This window comes from Clostridia bacterium (assembly GCA_017410375.1).
Classification (GTDB): Bacteria; Bacillota; Clostridia; order RGIG6154; family RGIG6154; genus RGIG6154.
On record JAFQQW010000025.1, the window covers coordinates 1 to 18,146 of the forward strand.

The following is an 18,146-nucleotide window of genomic DNA, read 5'->3' on the forward strand; positions in this document are numbered from 1 at the left end:
CGAGGATTCCGCTCCATTGCTTGCTTTTTGTCAATTTGAACTCTACCGTACCTCTGTACGCCGACGAATTCAAATTGACAAAATATAACTTCCTTTTTCTTAAGTCTACAGCGTGTCGATAGGTTTATCGACACGCTGAGAGCATGCAATCGGATGATTGCATGCTCTTTTACAATTTTTTACGGAATTCCGTTGGTGTACTGCCGGTCATTTTTTTAAATTGACGGCTGAAATGTGCAACACTTCTGTATCCGCAATTCTCTGCAATTTCATGGATGGCTTTGTCGGTGGTGCGCAGAAGCGATTGGGCAATGATTATGCGATTTTGTATAATGTTTGCCATGGGAGAAATGCCGTATTTTTGCTTATACACGACATGAAAACGGGACGGGCTCATATGGCAGGTGGCAGCAACCTTTTCGATGTTCCAGTCAAACTGCGCACAGCCCAGTATTTCGGTACGCATGTTATGGATTGTAATTTCTTTGTCGGTGCGAGGCTGAACAGGTATGGTGCTGAAAATCTCTTTTGTTTTTTCCAGTAATGCTTTCAGCAAAAGGTCGAGGGTGGCACCGTGTTCGGTGCCGGAATGAAATTCTTCATGCAGTAAACGTAAAAGTGTGTAAAAAAAGTCAGTGTTCTGTATTTGAATCGGTGTATCGAAAGTTAGCTGACATTGTTCCTTTTGCGTTGCACTGAACACCACAAAACTGTTGATAAAAGGACCTTTTGCACTTTTAAAATATTGCTTGCTTGCAGGGCTAAACAAAATGATGGTGTTTTTCGGCAAGACAGATAGTGTACCGTTTAAAACAATTTTGGTGTCGCATTGAAAAAGCTGAAATGTGCAGTAAGGTGCATAGTCTCGCTTTGTATAAAATCTTTCTTTCTGTACGTTGTCTATACCGGTACGATAAATTTTCATCAGCTTCACCTCGCTTTCTTTTAGTATATCACACAAACAGAAAAAATCAAGATTTTTAATAAAAAATGCAAAAATCAGCTTTAAAAGAGCAAAAAAATGAACATTCGATACAAAAGAAAAATGCAAATTCCTAAAAGAAAAAGATATTGAATGTCATCTGATTATATGATACAATGAAATTAGATTATAATCAGGAAAGGAAGATGAATAATGAAAAGATGTATCAGTTTACTGTTAACACTTTGTATGTTGCTTTCGCTTGTTCCGGCAATCCCGGTATCGGCAGAACAACCAATAAGTGTATATGTAAACGGTGAAAAACTCGAGTTCGACGTAGACCCGGTTCTGATTAACGACAGAACCATGGTTCCTATGCGAAAAATCTTTGAAACCTTAGGTGCGGTTGTTTCCTGGAACGGAGACAGTGAAACTGCATCGGGTGTCCGCAACGGTGTTCGTGTTTCTGTGACCATTGACAGCCCAAAAGCAAGGGTTGGCAACGAAACAAAAACGCTCGACCAGCCTCCGGTGCTGTTAAACGGCAGAACCTTAGTTCCGCTCCGCTTTATTTCCGAAAGCTTTGGTGCGAAGGTAGAGTGGGTGGATGAAACCCAGACGGTTAACATCACCATGGAAGGAACGGCGAACGAAACATATTATTTTGCGGCAAAAGCCTTTGAGGCGCTTGGCTCCTGGGAGCTTTCTTCTGATTGTTTATTCGGTTCTACCGGCTCTAAAGATGATGAAACCGGTACCGTTCCGGGTACAGAGCCTGCGGTAACCCGACTGAATGTGAATCAGGAAGGTACATACAAGGTTTGGGTGCTTGCCCGTGACTTTGCAACCAACCGCCAGGGACACCGTTATTTTAATGTTGCAATTGACGGAAAGATGAGTGATATGAAGGTTGGTACCCACGGCAAAGACGGGTTCCATTGGCAGGAAGCGGGCTTGTTTATCTTAAAACCCGGCAGCCATACCTTGGAATTGCATGATACCTCCGGTTATTGGGCGCGTTGTCAGGCGGTTTTGGTAACCGCGGACAAGGATTTTGTGCCGAGTGTGGATGCAATCGGTGAATATGCAATTAAATACAGCAGTGCAATCAATCAGAGTATTCCGGTTTGCGTATATCCTTACTGGGCAACACAGCCGATGCAGGAATCGGATGTTATTTCTATTGAAAATGACGGCTACAAAGTAAACTTCATCAAAGGTCAGGGTGCAAAAGGTGCTTTGATTCAGAATGAAATCTTTGTAAAGAAAAACGGCGAATGGTTAAAGGTGAAGGATAAATCCGAACAGTTCGGCTTTTTGATGATGGCGGCTGACCATTCCGAAACTGCAACACCCCGTGTAAAGGGGCAGGTCATTACCTCCAATCTGGAAGGTGAATTCTTTAAGCAGACCTTAGAAATTAACGGTAAGCAGGAAACCATTACGGCTTCGAATTTCTATGAATCGGGCGTACCGTACTGGTTCCTGGCGAACAATATGCAGAAAATTTCGGATACCGAGGTTAAACTGTTCTTCCCGACAAAAGCAGGTGCAACCGTAACGGCAATCTGCTCTTTGGATGCATTGTGCAATGAACCCAAATTCCAATTGAATGCGAAATTTGATAAAGATGGTGCATATTCGTTCCTGTTTTTCTCAGGTGATGCAATAGATGAAAGCAAATTTGAAAGAGTGCTTGCGCCCTTTATGTTTACCCGAGAATATGTTCCCACAACCGGTGTATTCTCCGAAGTTTATATGTTTACGCCCATGGTATCTTTCGTAACCAACACAGCAGATGGCGGTACCATGACCGAGGGGGTAGTGGTAGACCCGACCTCTACTGTTCAGGATGTGGCATACGTTGAAAATGCACGGTACGGTTTTGTGCTTCGTGATGAACAGGGTGGAATGCGACCTGCTCTTTGCGCGCCAATGTTTGGCACGCCTGCTTCTAACTTCAAGGCAGGGGATACCTATTCCTTTGCGTACCGTGTGTTTGCAGGGACAGATGGTTGGTATGAAACCTTTAAGCATGTTTCGCAGGATATCTATGAAGTAAAAGACATCCGTACCAATTACCATGCGACTTTAAATGAAGCTATTTTCAACATTACCGATTTGATGGCAGATGACCTTTATGGTGCATGGGATGAAAAGACCAAAGGCTTCTATTATGCGGAAATGGATCATACGGCATCCCAGTGTAATCCTTTGGAAATTGTACAGCGCTACCTGCTTTCCGAGGATGAAGAATTTTATGAAGAACGCGTAGTGCCGACCATTGCATTCCTGCTTTCCAGACAGAACAATCATTTTAACCGCTATTTAGACGACGAGTCATATATGGGCACGAAAAAGTTAGGACTTTCGCCCAACATCAGCGGCAGTGCGATGTACACAGCACTTTATAAGATGTCCCAGGGCAGAATGCCGTATCTGCTGGATGCAGCATTAACCAAAAATACCAAGGACGGTCTGGCAGGTGTTGCTGCGCAGGAAAGCTTCTACGAAATCACCGGTGATGCACAGTATAAGGAAAATGTGAAAAAAGCGGCGGATGCCATTATCAGCAGTTATGAAACCGAAGCATTCAAGCGAGGGGACGACCTGCTCTTGAACGCGGGCTTTGTTTCCGGTGACTTTAATACCGAGCTTTCTGCGTTGATTTATACTTATGAGCTGACCGGCGAACAAAAATACTTAGATGCAGCAGAAGAGGTCGGCAGAAATGCAGCTTTGACCCTCTCTTCTTTAGGCTACCAGAATGGTTATGATGATAATATGTATCATGTAGATCCGCAGACTGCCGCGGATGCGCATGTTATCTACGCAGACAATACAGATGCGTGGTGGTGGAGAGGTGATGTGCAGTGGAGAATTGGTTTCCCGCATGGCACATGGGGACCTCTTGAAGGCACAGTTTCCACCATTGATGAGGACGATGCGCCCGGTTGGACATTTGCAACCGCAGGTCTTACCACAGAGCATGCAAGAACCGCAGGTCACAGTAACTTCATTTTAATGAATACCTGGGCACCGAGCTTCTTGAAGCTTGCACAGTATACAGGTGATGAATATTTCACCACCCAGGCAAGAAATGCTATTGTCGGAAGATTCAGTAACTATCCCGGTTACTACATCGACCGTTATTACACCGACTATATGAAGGAAAGATATCCGTATGAAGGACCGGAATACAACATGTTCTACTATACCCATGTTGCACCCTTTGCGGCATTGGCGGAAGATTTCCTGATTACAGAATTCAAAACCCGTTCGAATGGAAAAGTGTCTTTCCCTGAAGTGCATTTTGACGGCTATTCCTACTTTACTGCAACCCAGTACGGTGCGCGTCCCGGTCAGATGTACGGAGAACAGGATTTATGGCTGTGGAATACAGACGGTATTATGGAAACCTCTGATGTGAATGTAAACTTCCTGGCTGGCAGAAAAGATGGGGTAATGGGTCTTGCGCTCATGAATCAGTCTCAGAATGAGGTAACAACCGAAATTACTTTGGGTGCAAAAGTACCGAAGTTTACAGGCGAAGCGACCCTTTACGCACTTGACGGAAGTCAGTCTGCCGTGCAGGTAACAGACGGTAAGTTTACTGTAACCATCCCTGCAAAAGGTATGCAAACTGCAATTTTAAAGATTCCCGGCATGAAAAAGCCTGCCTACGCATTGGATGAAATCAAATATACCACAAACTACGGTAAAACTGTTACAACGCACAAAAATGGAAGAGGCTATTTGATTCAGCTGAATCCCGAAAAATATCATGCGTATGTATTTATTACCGATCAGGATATTAAATCGTTGCGTGTGGACTACGAAGTGAACGGTAAAAATGAAAGTGTTGTGTGCGACAGCTATCCCTTTGAAGCTATTATTCCCGTAAATTCGCCCGATGCAGAGTTAACTTATAACTTATATGCAACTCTGGCAAACGGTACCGAATCCTATTACGGCAGCGGAAAACTGGCGCCGATGTCCAATGGCCCTGCAACAAATGACATCAGTAAATTCACCCCCGGTGTTTCGAATATTACAGATAACAGACTTGATTTGAGCGGTATGGAGATGTCTCCGGAAATCCCGAAGAGCTTTAAAGGTTCTAAACCGATTGTGTCTTATATCGGTGTGGGCGTGGGAACATTACGTGTTGTTTGCTTGCCGATTGCGTTTGGATATGATGTGAAAGAGAATACCGCAACAGGCTTGTATGTACGAGGCACCTTAAAACTTATTGACGGTTCGGGCGGATTTAATTTCGAGGCCCGTGTTTTGAGCAACGAAGCACGTTCTGATGTTCTTGTTTTGAATGTTGCGGAAACGCCTGATATGCACTTAGAGTATAAAACAGAAAATATGGAGCTTGTTAATTTTGAGGTTTCCAGAACACCTTTTACAGACAAGCTTCCTGAAATTGACAATTCCAACGTGCCTACCATCGAGGAGTTGGCAATGAAGAATCTGCCCAAGAACTTTAAGGAACAACCCCTTAATGTAGATTATGCCGGTGTTGGCGTCGGAACCATCCGTATTGTTGCCTTTACAGACAATATGGATTATGAAGTGAAGTCCGATATGTTCTTTGGTACCAGAGTGAAGGGTAACTTTGTTCATAACACCACCAAAGCAGTTACACCGTTTGAAGGCAAGGTTCTGGGCAACGAAGTGCGTTCAAACAGTACCATTATTGTTGTTGAAGCATCCGTTCCCGGTAATGAACCTATTGAAAACTTCACATTGACAGATTGTGTTCTTTTCAAACCCGAGAAATAATTATAAAGAAGGCATGCAGTCGCATGTCTTCTTTTTTTGAAGACACAATATTGTTGAAAAGTCCAGAAATTAGTTGAAAAATCCATTGGAAATATGTAAAGTGTATGGTAAAATTAGAATGAATAAAAGAGAAAGGGTGAAAATTATGAAAAAGTGTTTAGGAATGTTTCTTGTGTTTTGTATGTTACTTGCACTTAGCCCGACATCTTCTGTTGTTTCTGCACAGCAACCGATAAGAGTGTATGTAAACGGTGAAAAAATTGAATTTGACGTAGATCCGGTTTTGATTAACGACAGAACTATGGTTCCCATGCGCAAAATATTTGAAACATTAGGTGCAGTTGTTTCCTGGAACGGAGATTCCGAAACCGCATCGGGGGTAAGAAACGGAGTTCGGGTTTCGGTATCCATTGACAGTCCGATTGCTAAGGTAGGACGGGATATGAAAAAGCTGGATCAGCCTCCTGTTCTTTTGGATGGGAGAACATTGATACCTCTTCGTTTTATTTCTGAAAGTTTTGGCGCTGAAGTTGAATGGGTAGATGAAACACAGACGGTTTATATCACTTTGAAAGACAGCGATGAAGGCACAATTTATTTTCCTGCTAAAATATTCAGTGATTTAGGCTCGTGGTCTGTTGAATCAGACTGTTTGTTTGGTTCTACAGGTTCTAAAGACGATGAAACCGGCTCTGTGCCCGGCACTGCGCCTGCTATTACAGAATTTGAAATCAAAAGTGACGGAAAATACAATGTCTGGGTGCTTGCAAGAGATTTTGCGACCAACCGTCAGGGACATCGCTATTACAATGTAGGTATTGATAATGAAATGAGTGATATCCGCGTAGGTACACACGGGAAAGACGGATTTCATTGGCAACTTGGTGGCACCTTTGATTTGAAATCCGGCGTACATCAGTTGAAATTGCATGATACCTCCGGTTATTGGGCACGTTGTCAGGCGGTTATGCTCGTGAAAAATCCGGATTTTGTTCCAAACGTAGATGAAATAACAGACTATGCCTTGAAATATGCAGTCAACGAGGGACAGAACTTGCCTGCATGTGTGTATCCGTACTGGGCAACACAGCCTATGACAGAATTTGAAACGGTTACTCTTGAAAATGATACATATAAAGTGCATTTTATCAAAGGACAGAGTGCAAAGGGGCAATTGATTCAGAATGAGATTTTTGTAAAGAAAAACGGTGAATGGATACAAATCAAGGATAAGACAGAGCAGTTCGGCGTTTTGATGATGCAGGCGGATTCGTCTGTTACCGGTACACCCAGAACAAAGGGGATGACCATTACCTCCAATTTGGAAGGCGAATTTTTTAACCAGACAGTCACGGTTAACGGTGAGCAAAAGCAGTTTATTGCAACAGATTTTTATGAAACGGGTATTCCGTACTGGTTTTTGGCAGATGATATGCTGAAAATTTCGGATACTGAAATTAAACTGTTCTTCCCGACAAAAGCCGGTGCAACACTGTCTGCAGTCTGCAGTCTGGATGCACTTTGCGACGAGCCGAAGTTTACCTTGAATGCAAAATTTGATGTGGATGGTGCGTATTCGTTTCTGTTCTTTTCAGGAGATGCTATTGATGAAAGTAAATTTGAACGTGTAATGGCACCGTTTATGTTTACCCGTTCGTATGTACCCCTATCCGGTGTGTTTTCTGAACCGTATATGTTTACACCAATGGTTTCTTATGTAACCAAAACGGATGACGGTGGCACGCTCACAAGTGGTGTGGTGGTAGATCCTGTTTCTACCAAACAGGATGTTGCTTATACTGAAAGTGCACGGTACGGGTTTGTTTTGCGGGACGAAAATGCAAAAATGCGTCCGGCGCTTTGTGCGCCTATGTTTGGTACACCCGGTTCAAACTTCAAAGCAGGGGATACATACTCTTTTGCGTATCGTGTGTTTGCGGGTTTGGATGGCTGGTATGAAACCTTTAAGCATATTTCACAAGATATTTATGAAGTGAAAGATATTCGCACAAATTATTATTCTACATTAAATGAAGCGGTTTACAACATTACGGATTTGCTTGCTGACGATTTATATGGTGGCTGGGATGATAAAACAATGGGCTTTTATTATGCCGAAACCGACAACACGGCATCCCAGTGCAATCCTTTGGAAATTGTACAGCGGTATCTGCTTTCCGAGGACGAGTCATTCTATGAAGAAAGGGTTGTGCCTTCTGTTGCGTTTTTGCTGACCAGACAAGGCAACCATTTTAATCGGAATCTGAATGATACGTCTGTCATGGGCACACAAAAATTGGGTATGGCACCCTCTATCAGCGGTGGTGCGATGTATACATCTCTTTATCAGATGTCGCAAGGCAGAATGCCATATCTGCTGGGTACGGCACTTGGTAAAAACAATATGTCCGGTCTGGCAGGGGTTGCGACACAGGAAAGCTTTTATCAGATTACCGGAGATGAGAAATATAAAAAGAATGTCATGACGGTAGCGGATGAGATTATTGCTTCCTATGATTCGGATGCGTTTAAACAAGCGGATGCCCTTTTGAGAAATTCTGCATTTGTATCGGGCGATTTTAATACACAGCTTTACGCATTGATTTATGCCTACGAGCTGACCGGCGACAAAAAATATCTGGACGCGGCAGAAGAAGTAGGACGTAATGCGGCACTTACGCTGTCTTCACAAGGTTTCCAGAACGGGTACGCCCATAATACCTATCATGTTGACCCACAAACAGCCGCAGATGCCCATGTAATTTGGGCAGATAACGTGGCAGGATGGTGGTGGAGAGGGGATATCCAATGGAGAATTGGTTTTCCGCACGGCACTTGGGGACCGCTTGAAGGCACAGTTTCCACCATCCACGAAGAGGATGCACCCGGCTGGCTGTTTGCAACTGCAGGTCTTACCACTGAGCATGCAAGAACGGCAGGACACAGCAACTTTATTTTAATGGAAACCTGGGCGCCTGCGTTTTTAAAGCTTGGTATGTATACAGGTGACGATTATTTCACAACACAGGCAAGAAACGCGCTGGTTGGCAGATTCAGCAATTATCCCGGTTACTATGTTGATCGCTATTATACCAACTATATGAAGAATGAATATCCTTACGAGGGACCCGAATACAATATGTTCTATTATACACACGTGGCTCCCTTTGCCGCGATGGCGGAGGATTTTCTGATTACCGAATTCAAAACCCGGTCGAATGGTAAAATTTCGTTTCCCGAACTGCACTTTGACGGATATTCCTATTTTACGGCAAGCCAATACGGTGCACGCCCCGGAAAAATGTATGATGTAGATGGTTTATGGCTCTGGAACACGAAAGGAATTCTGACAACCTCGGATGTAAATGTGAATTTTCTGGCAGGCAGAAAAGATGGTACTTTGGCACTTGCTTTAATGAACCAGTCACAAGAAACTGTCACAACAGAAATTACTTTGGGTGAAAAAGTGCCGAATTTTACCGGTGAAGCAACCCTTTATGCCCTTGACGGCAGTCAGTCTTCGGTGCAGGTGACGGATGGAAGATTTTCTCTTACTATTCCGGGACGAGGTATACAAACTGTTGTTTTGAAAATAGACGGTATCCAAAAGCCCTCCTATGCACTGGATGAAATTAAATATACTACAGAGTATGAAAAGACGGTTTCCGCGCATAAAAACGGCAGAGGATATGTGATTCAGTTTAATCCGGATAAGTATCATGCCTATATTTATGTAACTGATAATAATCTGAAGTCTTTGAAGATTGATTATGAAGTCGATGGAAAAAAGGAAAGCCGAGTGATTGAATCTTATCCTTTTGAAACCATTATTCGCGTGGATTCTTCGACAGAAGAAATAAGTTACAGCGTTACGGCAACATTAGCAGACGGGTCTGTGGCAGATTACGGCAACGGTGTTCTGGCACCTATGTCGGACGGACCACAGGAAACCAATCTTAAGAATTTTGTTCCGGGTGAAAGCGGATTTACAGCCTCCGGGGTAAATTTATCAACTCTTCAAGTTTCTTCTAAGGTTCCGGCGAATTTTGACAAATGCGTTGTGGAAGTTTCAAGAATCGGTTTGGGACCGGATGCGTTGCGTGTTGTGATTCCGACAGGCAAACTCAGCATTCCGGATGAAAATAATGCATATACCGGATTATATGTGCGCGGTGTTCTGCAAATGAAGAATGGGACAGGTGTGTTTCAATTTGACAGTCGTGTAATGAGCAATGAAATTATCGGTACGGAGAACATTATGAATGTATTGTCAAACGCAAATATGCATCTGGAAAACAAACCAGAAAATATGAATTTGGTTTATTATGAAATTTCTAAGAAACCGTTTACCGATGAAATTCCGATGGATGAAATTCAACTGGAAATTGAGAAGGAAAATGAAAAGGCGGAGCTTCCGGACGGACTGGAACAGTTGAAATTGAATGTAGATTATATCGGTGTTGGTCCCGGTGTGTTGCGTGTGGTTGCAAAAACAGACGGAATGGGCTTTGATGTGCAACAGGATATGTTTAAGAAGCTGAAGGCAAAGGTTTCGCTGAAACAGAAATCCGGGGACGGAACTTTGAATTTTGATGGTGTAGTAGTCGGAAATGAAATGCGAGCCGGTGCAACGGTGGTGCTTGTTGCCATAGATGGATTGCCGGTAGGTGTAGCAGATAATTACGACCTTACCGAATGCGTTCTTTACACAGAAACTAAATGATATTTAAAAGAGGACTGTGCGTAAGCATGGTCTTTTTTTAATCGATAATAAAATTTAAAATGAGAAAAAAAGAGAAAAAAGATAGAAAACGAAGAAAAAACGAGATATAATCGAATAGTTTAAAAAATTTTATTTTTTCGCTTGACAAATCATAAAAGTTGTTGTACAATAATCAAGTGTTGAAAATCAAGAATTTTGAAGGAGGTAAATTTCTATGCGTACTTACATGGCGAAAGCAAGTGAAATCGAAAGAAAATGGTACATCATAGATGCGGAAGGCAAACCCCTCGGTCGTGTAGCTGCTCAGGCTGCTGCTATTTTAAGAGGTAAGCACCTTCCCACATTCACACCCCATGCAGACTGCGGTGACCACGTAATCATCGTAAATGCTGCTAAGGCTATCCTGACCGGTAACAAAGAAGGTCAGAAGGTTTACTACCGTCATACCGGTTGGATCGGCGGTTTGAAGGAAACCAGCTACAAAGAAATGATGGAAAAATTCCCCACCAGAGCAATGACAATGGCAATCAAAGGTATGCTTCCCGGCAACACCTTGGGTGCAAATGCATTAAAAAGACTCAGAGTATACGCTGGTGCAGAACATGACAATGCTGCACAGAAGCCCGAACTCTGGACCAGAGAAATTAAATAAGGAGGTAATGGTAAATGGCTAACGAAAAAGGACTTTATGGTACCGGTAGAAGAAAGAAGTCTGTTGCCAGAGTAAGACTGTTACCCGGCAAAGGCGAAATCACTATCAACAAAAAATCTATTGACGAATATTTCGGTCTCGAAACTTTGAAGACAATCGTTAAGCAGCCCCTGGTTGCTACCGATACACTTTCTAAGTTCGATGTGATTGTAAACGTTGCAGGCGGCGGTTTTACCGGCCAGGCAGGTGCAATCAGACACGGTGTTGCAAGAGCATTGCTTGAAGCTGATGATTCTTTCAGAGCAATCTTAAAGGCTGCAGGCTTCCTCACCCGTGACCCGAGAATGAAGGAAAGAAAGAAGTACGGCTTGAAAGCTGCACGTCGTGCTCCGCAGTTCTCCAAACGTTAAAAGATATCGTTTTTTACAACCCCACTTTTTCGGTGGGGTTGTTATTTTATATGAAAAAAACTCTATAAGGGGAGTCGTTTGTCCGAAATCGAAAAACTTTTTTCTAAAAAATATAATTTTCTCTTTACTTTTTGATTTTGTTGTGTTACAATGAAATAGGAATTATGTGTGTATGTTAGATTTTGAATTCTGAAAAAATTAAAAAACTAATATAAACACATGTATTTTTGAAAAAATTGTGGTATAATTATTTGTATAATAAGGTCGGTATGACCTATTAAAAAGTAAAAAATAGAAATATATAAAAGGAGTGGATTTAAATGATGACTATTACACGCACAAGCAGAATCCTTGCAATTGTTTTGGCATTTGCTATGATTTTGTCTTTAGTTCCTGTAATGGCGGCAGCAGCAAGTGCAGAAAATTATGTGGGTTATGCAGAAATTACATACCCGGAAGATGGTTCTGCTACTTATGAAATCAAAACCAATTACTTTAATGCAGAAGGCAAACCTATCCAAGGTACCGTTGCAGTAAGAATTGCATCTCCCGTAGATGAATTGTTCTACTATGACATGCTTGCAGTTAAAGAAGACGGTGAAATCTCCATCCAGATCACCATGGACGCTGATGAAGATGTTCAGGGCAGATATGATGTTGAGTTCATCAACGAAGATCTCGGTGACCAGAGATATGCTTGCTACTACTTTACTGCAGATAGCGAAGGCAATGATACTTCTGCAGCTTCTTTTGAAGAAGTTGTTGCAGATCAGATTGAAGCAAACAACTTTGACAGCATTGAAGTTCAGCAGATGCTCGCAACTTCTGATGCTAAAATCTACAAAAAGTATGTTGTAGAAAACACCGGTGTTTCCAAGGAATTTGCTGACGAAGTAGCAGAAGCTGTGGCTACAGCTCTTGAAGGTATCGATTACGATGGCGAATACATTGACAATGTAGAAGTTGAAACTGTAGTTGCTTTGTTCGATTCTATTAAGAACAACTCTACCAAATCTTATATGGATACCTTTATTGGTGACTCCATGATTATGGATCTTATCGAAGAAGAAAGCGGCGAAGATTTTGATGATGCAAGATCTCAGTTTAAGATGCTTTCCTCCAGTGCAAAAGCTCAGGTTGCAACCAAAATGTGTGCATACCTCGGTAGCTTCGATAACATTCAGGATATCGTAGATGCTTTTATTGATTCTCTTCCTGAAGAAAATGACGACTACACACCCGGTCCTGGTGGCGGTAACAAGGTTCTCGGTGGCGGTACCACCAAGCCTTCTACAATCGCTGTAACAAGTGTATTCACCGATATCGATACAACTGCATACTGGTGGATGATTGAACCCTTACAGGTTCTGTATGATAACGGTTTCATCAATGGTAGAACTGCTACTACCTTTGCTCCCGGTGAAAACATCACCAGAGCTGAATACTTAAAGATTTTGGTTGCTGAACTTGGTCTTGATGCACCCGGTGCAACTGAAAACTTTGATGATGTAAGTGATTATGACTGGTATTACAAATATGTTGTTGTAGGTTCGGCTCTTGGTATTGTTAAGGGTAGAAGCGCAACTGAATTTGCTCCGAACGAGCTTATTACCAGAGAAGAAATTTCCGTAATGACTATGCGTGCAGTTCGTGTTGCAAACATCAAACTGAACGTAGTTTCCACCGGTGCAACCTTCACCGATCAGGCTTCCATTTCTGATTGGGCTGTTGAAGATGTAGTTGCTTTGAAAGAAGCAGGTATCGTTTCCGGTAGAGACACCGGCGCATTTGATCCGAAAGCAAATGCTATCAGAGCTGAAGCTGTTAAGATTCTCCACGGTATCTATGCTGCAAAATAAGATATAAGAAATGGTATAACGGAGGCTCTGCCTCCGTTTACTGATTATTAGACATTACATGGTTTAAATTCTTATAAGAATGGTTAACATGAATGTAACGACATGATTTATCAGGAAAAGGAGGCGTTATTTATGGCAACCAAGAAAGCAAAATCTGACGAACTGATGTACAAAAATCGTCCCCTTGTCAGAAGAGGTAATGTTTTGTATTATGGTTTTATCGACGATAATTTTATTGTAAAGCTTACCGAAGACGAAACCGAAAAAGTGGGAGATGTAGAATTGGGTACTAAGGTTACTGTCCAGTTGACCACCAATAACACTCGTCTGAAGGACAAAGAACGTATTATCCGCCAAAGCAAAAAGAACGGTCTTTATGACGCGTTAGACATTGGCGTTGTTTGGTTAGAAGAAGTTTTGGACTATCAGGACGCGTAAATTGAAAGGTGTTAATTCGCTTGTTTAGCGGGTTAACACCTTATTTGTTAAAAAAATGTTACAAAAAAATGTAAAAAATGCTTCAAAAGCATTGACAAATTGGTAAAAATGTATTATAATAAGCACATCAATAATGAAAGGTGTGTTTAACATGTTTATAAAAGGTAAATCTGTTAAAAAGCTCATCGCCATTCTTTTGGTTGGCGTAAATCTTTTAACAGCGATACCTGCATTGGCGATTGATTATACCGGCATTTGTAAAATTTCCGGTGATGCGGTCAATATCAGAAGCGAAGCGAATACATGGTCCACAGTTTTAGGCATGGAAACATATGGGGATTCCTTCCCGGTTTTTGGTGCTGCAAACGGCTGGTACAATATTTCATATAAAGGCAAATCCGCCTGGATTTGCGGAGATTATGTGGAAGTGTCTGATGTAAATGAATGGAATAGCAGCAGTACAGTTACCGGTGATTATGTGAATGTTCGCAGTGAAGCCGGGATCTACAGTTCAGTCCTGACATGTGTTACATATGGAACCAAAGTTACCGTATGTGGTGAAGAAAACGGCTGGTACAAAGTGAAAGCAAACGGTGTGGAAGGATACATAAGAGGCGATTATCTTAGCAACGGTGGCGAAACTATAAGTGTAGAACGCGCGGTTGCAACCGGGACCGGGAGCAATGCTGTTGTACAGGAAGCAATGAAGCATCTGGGCAAAGCATATATTTATGGTGACGAAGGACCGAATTCTTTTGACTGCTCCGGTTTAGTATGGTATGTGTACAAACAGCTTGGATATAATATGCACCGTACAGCAGATATGCAGATTTATAACGGTATCCAAATCAGCAAGAGTGAGCTTCTGCCGGGTGACCTTGTGTTCTTTTCGTCCAATGGCTATTCAATTACACATGTAGGTATTTATATTGGCGATAATAAAATGATTCATGCAAGCACAAGCACCACAGGTGTTATTATTTCGGATTTAACCTCCAACTATTACATGCGTGTTTACTATGGTGCGTGCAGAGTTATAAATTAGGTTGAAATTTCAATTGGGATATGATATAATAGGACTCGTATAGAGTCCTGTTTTTTTTGGAGTGATTTATTTGTGAACCGTGTGCTGTTTGTTTTTTCAGTTTCCGTGCTGTCGGGCATTCTTTTGCCGGATAACTTGCCGATATTGATGAGTGTGCTCGGCTTTCTTGTTTTGATACAGGTTTCTGTTTACGCATATAGCAAACGTTTTACGATTTTGCCTGTTATCCTTGGCGTTTCTTTCGGTTTCTTGCTTTCTGTTTTCGGCACGCCGGACAGCGTGCTTTTGCCACAATGCGGAAAAACTGTTTCGTGTACAATTGAAGTGCAAAGCGTCCCGGAAAAGAATACTTACGGTTTTTCTTTTGAAGGTATGGTTCGTTCCGTGAGCGGAAAACCGGTGTCTGAGCGGACAATCGTTTATGTTAACGGTGAAAGAGAAATCAAAGAAAACACCCTTCTTACTTTTAATACAGCGAAACTTAATTTACCATCCGAGCAGATGAATTTCAACAGCTTCGATTATCAGAAATACCTAAAAAGTAAAAAGATTTTTGTAACCGTAACAGCAAAAGCAGAGAATATCACAAAGGCTACAGCTTGTAAAATGAATCTTTCACGGCTGGCATTGAAAACAAATGCCTATCTTTGTAGGATTATTGATAAAAGCTTTGGTAAAGACGATGCCGCTCTTCTTAAAGGTTTGTTGCTGGGAGATAAATCCGGATTAAGCGGAGATGTAATTGCAGATTTTAGAAGCAGTGGTCTTTCACATGTGCTTGCGGTTTCCGGATTGCATTTGTCAATGATTACAATGATTTTGGGACTGTTTTTGCGTTTCTTCAGTAAACGAACCAGAGCATTTTTCCTTTTGCTTTGCATATGGGGCTTTGCTTTTATTGTCGGTTTGCCTGTTTCGGTGGTTCGTGCGGCATTTATGTTGAGTGTATTGACGCTTTCAGATTGCTTGCATTGTGAAAATGACACACTGACAAATATGGCACTTGTAGCTCTGGTGCTTATGGTTCAGAATCTGTATGTGATTTATGATACAAGCTTTACCATGTCTTTTTCAGCAACACTTGGTATTGTTTGTGTAATGCCGTTCTTTAAAGACAGAAAACCGAAAAGGCTTCCTTCTATGCTTTGGGAAAGTCTTATGATTTCTTTTTCTGCGCAAATCGGAATCATGCCGGTTTCTTTACTGAATTTTGGTCATATATCATTTGTGGGGCTTATCGGAAATCTTTTGATTGCTATTTTGATTCCTGTCATATATTTAATGACATTCCTCTCTTTTATTTTCAGATTTCAATTTCTGCTTTCTGTAAACGGCTTTCTTTTGAAAATGTTGTCTTTGTGGGCGGAGATTTGTGCAAAAATTCCTTTTGGTACATTTGTTCTTCCTTTTGAGCCAATACTGATTTTCGGTGTTTTCGCACTCGCACTTGTTTTTCTTTTGCTTCAGGCTTTTCCGAATGTTAAAATACCATCAATTGCCATTGGGGTATGCTTACTATTAATTGTTAGCGGTTACTTTATCGGTACAGCACCGCCAAAGCATACTGAGCTCACTTTTATTAATGTAGGACAGGCAGATTGTGCAATTCTGCGAACAACAGCCGGTGAAAACTATTTAATTGATGTGGGTACAGAGAAAGATGCTGAAAATGAAGTGGTGCCGTTTTTACAACGGGAAGGTGTTACACACTTAAACGGAATTTTCATTTCACATTTTGATGATGACCATTGCGGTGGTATTGAGAAAGTTACAGAAAGTCTGAAAACGGATGTGCTGTATGTGCCGGACACAACAGATGTCGGTGTCAGACAGTATGAGATTATAGTACATGCCAGGGAAAATGGGATTCAGGTTATTCCGTTACAAAAAGATGATGTGTTGCAGGCACAATCAGTCAAGTTTACCGTTTTACATCCCGATGGAACCGTCCCGGACAAGCATAATATAAGCTCGTTGGTTGTTCGTGCAGACAACGGGGATTTTTCCGCCGTGTTTCCCGGAGACCTTGAAAAAGATAATGTGCTAAGGAACTGTGATGCTGATATTTTAAAGGTTGCCCATCACGGTTCTGCAAACGGTTCAACACAAGCTTTTATTGACAGTTGCACACCGGAAATCGCGGTGATTTCTCTGGCGAAAAACAATTCTTACGGATTTCCCGTACCCGTTGTGCTGGATCGGCTAAGACAACACACAAATCATATTTACCGAACGGACCTGAACGGAACGGTTCGGATTACATGCAATAACTTTACATATTATGTACATACGCTCAGATAGGAGATGGGAAATTGGAAAAGATAAAAGCAGCAATTAAAAATAAAAATTTAGACCACATGTACTTTTTCTTTGGGGAAGAGGTGTATCTGGCAAATTACTATGTTCAGCAGGTAAAAAACACGCTGCTTTCGGATGCTTCGTTTGATTTTACACAGTTTGAGAGTGAAGATATTTCTGAGCTGCAGGAGGCTGTAGAAAGTGTCCCTGTGCTGAATGAACGAAAAGTCGTTGTGGTTAAAGGACAGGACTTAAGTTCCGAGCTTAAGGCGGCCGATGTGGAGTTTCTTTCGCAACTTTTAGAAGGTGTGCCGAATTCGACTTGTCTGGTTTTTGTTTCTGTAAGCATTAAAAAGAACACAAAGCTTTATAAGCTTTTGCAGGATAAATGTACAGTATGCCAGTTTGACAGACAAAAGCCTGCGGAAATCATAAGATGGCTTGTGAATTTAGCAAAAGCCAACGGGATGCTGTTGGGGCGTGATGCGGCGGCGTTGCTTCTTGAATATGCAGGTTCGGATATGACGACATTAAAAACCGAAATGGAAAAGCTCTTTTCTTACTGCATAGATACAAATATTATTTCCGAAAAAGCAATTGAGGAAATTGTAATCCGAAGTGTGGACGCGAAAATTTATTATTTGCTGGATGCTGTTTTTGGCGGAGACGGCGAGAGAGCTTTTATGCTGTTGCAGGAGCTTAAAGTGGAAAACGAAAAGCCGATATATATCAATGCATCTGTTATGGGCACACTGCGGTCGCTGATTGAACATGCCTACTTACAGAAAGAGGGGAGAAGTCCTGCGTCGATAGCGGACAAGCTTCGCCTCCGTCCCATTCAGGCAAAAAAAAATACCGCTTACTTAAAGCGGATTGACGTGCCGTTTTTAGAAAACATGTTAAAACGGTGTGTAGATCTGGATATGCGTATGAAACGAGGAGCGGACGGTTTTGCGGGGCTTTCTTTGGTTATCGGGGAAATGCTTATGAAAACCAAAAGATAAAATA

General features: G+C 41.9%; 10 protein-coding genes. 9 read left to right on the forward strand and 1 reads right to left on the reverse strand.

Features of this window, described 5'->3' with window-relative positions; genetic code table 11:
• Positions 1 to 169: 169 nt before the first annotated feature.
• A complete protein-coding gene (locus tag IJE10_04215; GenBank protein MBQ2967313.1) occupies positions 170 to 925 on the reverse strand; it encodes a helix-turn-helix transcriptional regulator in 756 nt (251 codons plus the stop codon).
• Positions 926 to 1,135: 210 nt separating this feature from the next.
• Between IJE10_04215 and IJE10_04220 the strand changes: the two genes are divergently transcribed.
• The 9 genes from IJE10_04220 to holA all read left to right on the forward strand — a co-directional run bounded on the left by IJE10_04220 (position 1,136) and on the right by holA (position 18,142).
• A complete protein-coding gene (locus IJE10_04220) occupies positions 1,136 to 5,713 on the forward strand; it encodes a hypothetical protein (GenBank protein MBQ2967314.1) in 4,578 nt (1,525 codons plus the stop codon).
• A 145-nt stretch (positions 5,714 to 5,858) separates the two neighbouring features.
• Positions 5,859 to 10,436 (forward strand): hypothetical protein, encoded by a 4,578-nt coding sequence (locus IJE10_04225; GenBank protein MBQ2967315.1) that lies wholly within the window; start codon positions 5,859 to 5,861, stop codon positions 10,434 to 10,436.
• Positions 10,437 to 10,650: 214 nt separating this feature from the next.
• A complete protein-coding gene (rplM, locus tag IJE10_04230) occupies positions 10,651 to 11,088 on the forward strand; it encodes a 50S ribosomal protein L13 (protein MBQ2967316.1) in 438 nt (145 codons plus the stop codon).
• Positions 11,089 to 11,102: 14 nt separating this feature from the next.
• Positions 11,103 to 11,498, forward strand: a complete 396-nt coding sequence (gene rpsI, locus IJE10_04235) for a 30S ribosomal protein S9 (protein ID MBQ2967317.1) — start codon at positions 11,103 to 11,105, stop codon at positions 11,496 to 11,498.
• A gap of 320 nt (positions 11,499 to 11,818) precedes the next feature.
• Entirely contained in the window at positions 11,819 to 13,357 is a 1,539-nt protein-coding gene (locus IJE10_04240; GenBank protein MBQ2967318.1) for an S-layer homology domain-containing protein, read from the forward strand.
• A 132-nt stretch (positions 13,358 to 13,489) separates the two neighbouring features.
• On the forward strand, positions 13,490 to 13,795 hold the full coding sequence (locus IJE10_04245) for a hypothetical protein (GenBank protein MBQ2967319.1): 306 nt from the start codon (positions 13,490 to 13,492) through the stop codon (positions 13,793 to 13,795).
• 151 nt (positions 13,796 to 13,946) lie between these two features.
• Complete coding sequence (locus IJE10_04250) at positions 13,947 to 14,840, forward strand: C40 family peptidase (GenBank protein ID MBQ2967320.1); 894 nt, start codon at positions 13,947 to 13,949, stop codon at positions 14,838 to 14,840.
• A gap of 72 nt (positions 14,841 to 14,912) precedes the next feature.
• On the forward strand, positions 14,913 to 17,141 hold the full coding sequence (locus tag IJE10_04255) for a DNA internalization-related competence protein ComEC/Rec2 (protein ID MBQ2967321.1): 2,229 nt from the start codon (positions 14,913 to 14,915) through the stop codon (positions 17,139 to 17,141).
• Positions 17,142 to 17,152: 11 nt separating this feature from the next.
• Positions 17,153 to 18,142 (forward strand): DNA polymerase III subunit delta, encoded by a 990-nt coding sequence (holA, locus tag IJE10_04260; GenBank protein ID MBQ2967322.1) that lies wholly within the window; start codon positions 17,153 to 17,155, stop codon positions 18,140 to 18,142.
• Positions 18,143 to 18,146 lie beyond the last annotated feature (4 nt).

Excerpts from the sequence above, each read along its gene's own strand:
- IJE10_04215 (MBQ2967313.1), bottom strand. The coding sequence starts at position 925 with ATGAAAATTTATCGTACCGGTATAGACAACGTACAGAAAGAAAGATTT.
- IJE10_04220 (MBQ2967314.1), top strand. The coding sequence starts at position 1,136 with ATGAAAAGATGTATCAGTTTACTGTTAACACTTTGTATGTTGCTTTCG.
- IJE10_04225 (MBQ2967315.1), top strand. The coding sequence starts at position 5,859 with ATGAAAAAGTGTTTAGGAATGTTTCTTGTGTTTTGTATGTTACTTGCA.
- rplM (MBQ2967316.1), top strand. The coding sequence starts at position 10,651 with ATGCGTACTTACATGGCGAAAGCAAGTGAAATCGAAAGAAAATGGTAC.
- rpsI (MBQ2967317.1), top strand. The coding sequence starts at position 11,103 with ATGGCTAACGAAAAAGGACTTTATGGTACCGGTAGAAGAAAGAAGTCT.
- IJE10_04240 (MBQ2967318.1), top strand. The coding sequence starts at position 11,819 with ATGATGACTATTACACGCACAAGCAGAATCCTTGCAATTGTTTTGGCA.
- IJE10_04245 (MBQ2967319.1), top strand. The coding sequence starts at position 13,490 with ATGGCAACCAAGAAAGCAAAATCTGACGAACTGATGTACAAAAATCGT.
- IJE10_04250 (MBQ2967320.1), top strand. The coding sequence starts at position 13,947 with ATGTTTATAAAAGGTAAATCTGTTAAAAAGCTCATCGCCATTCTTTTG.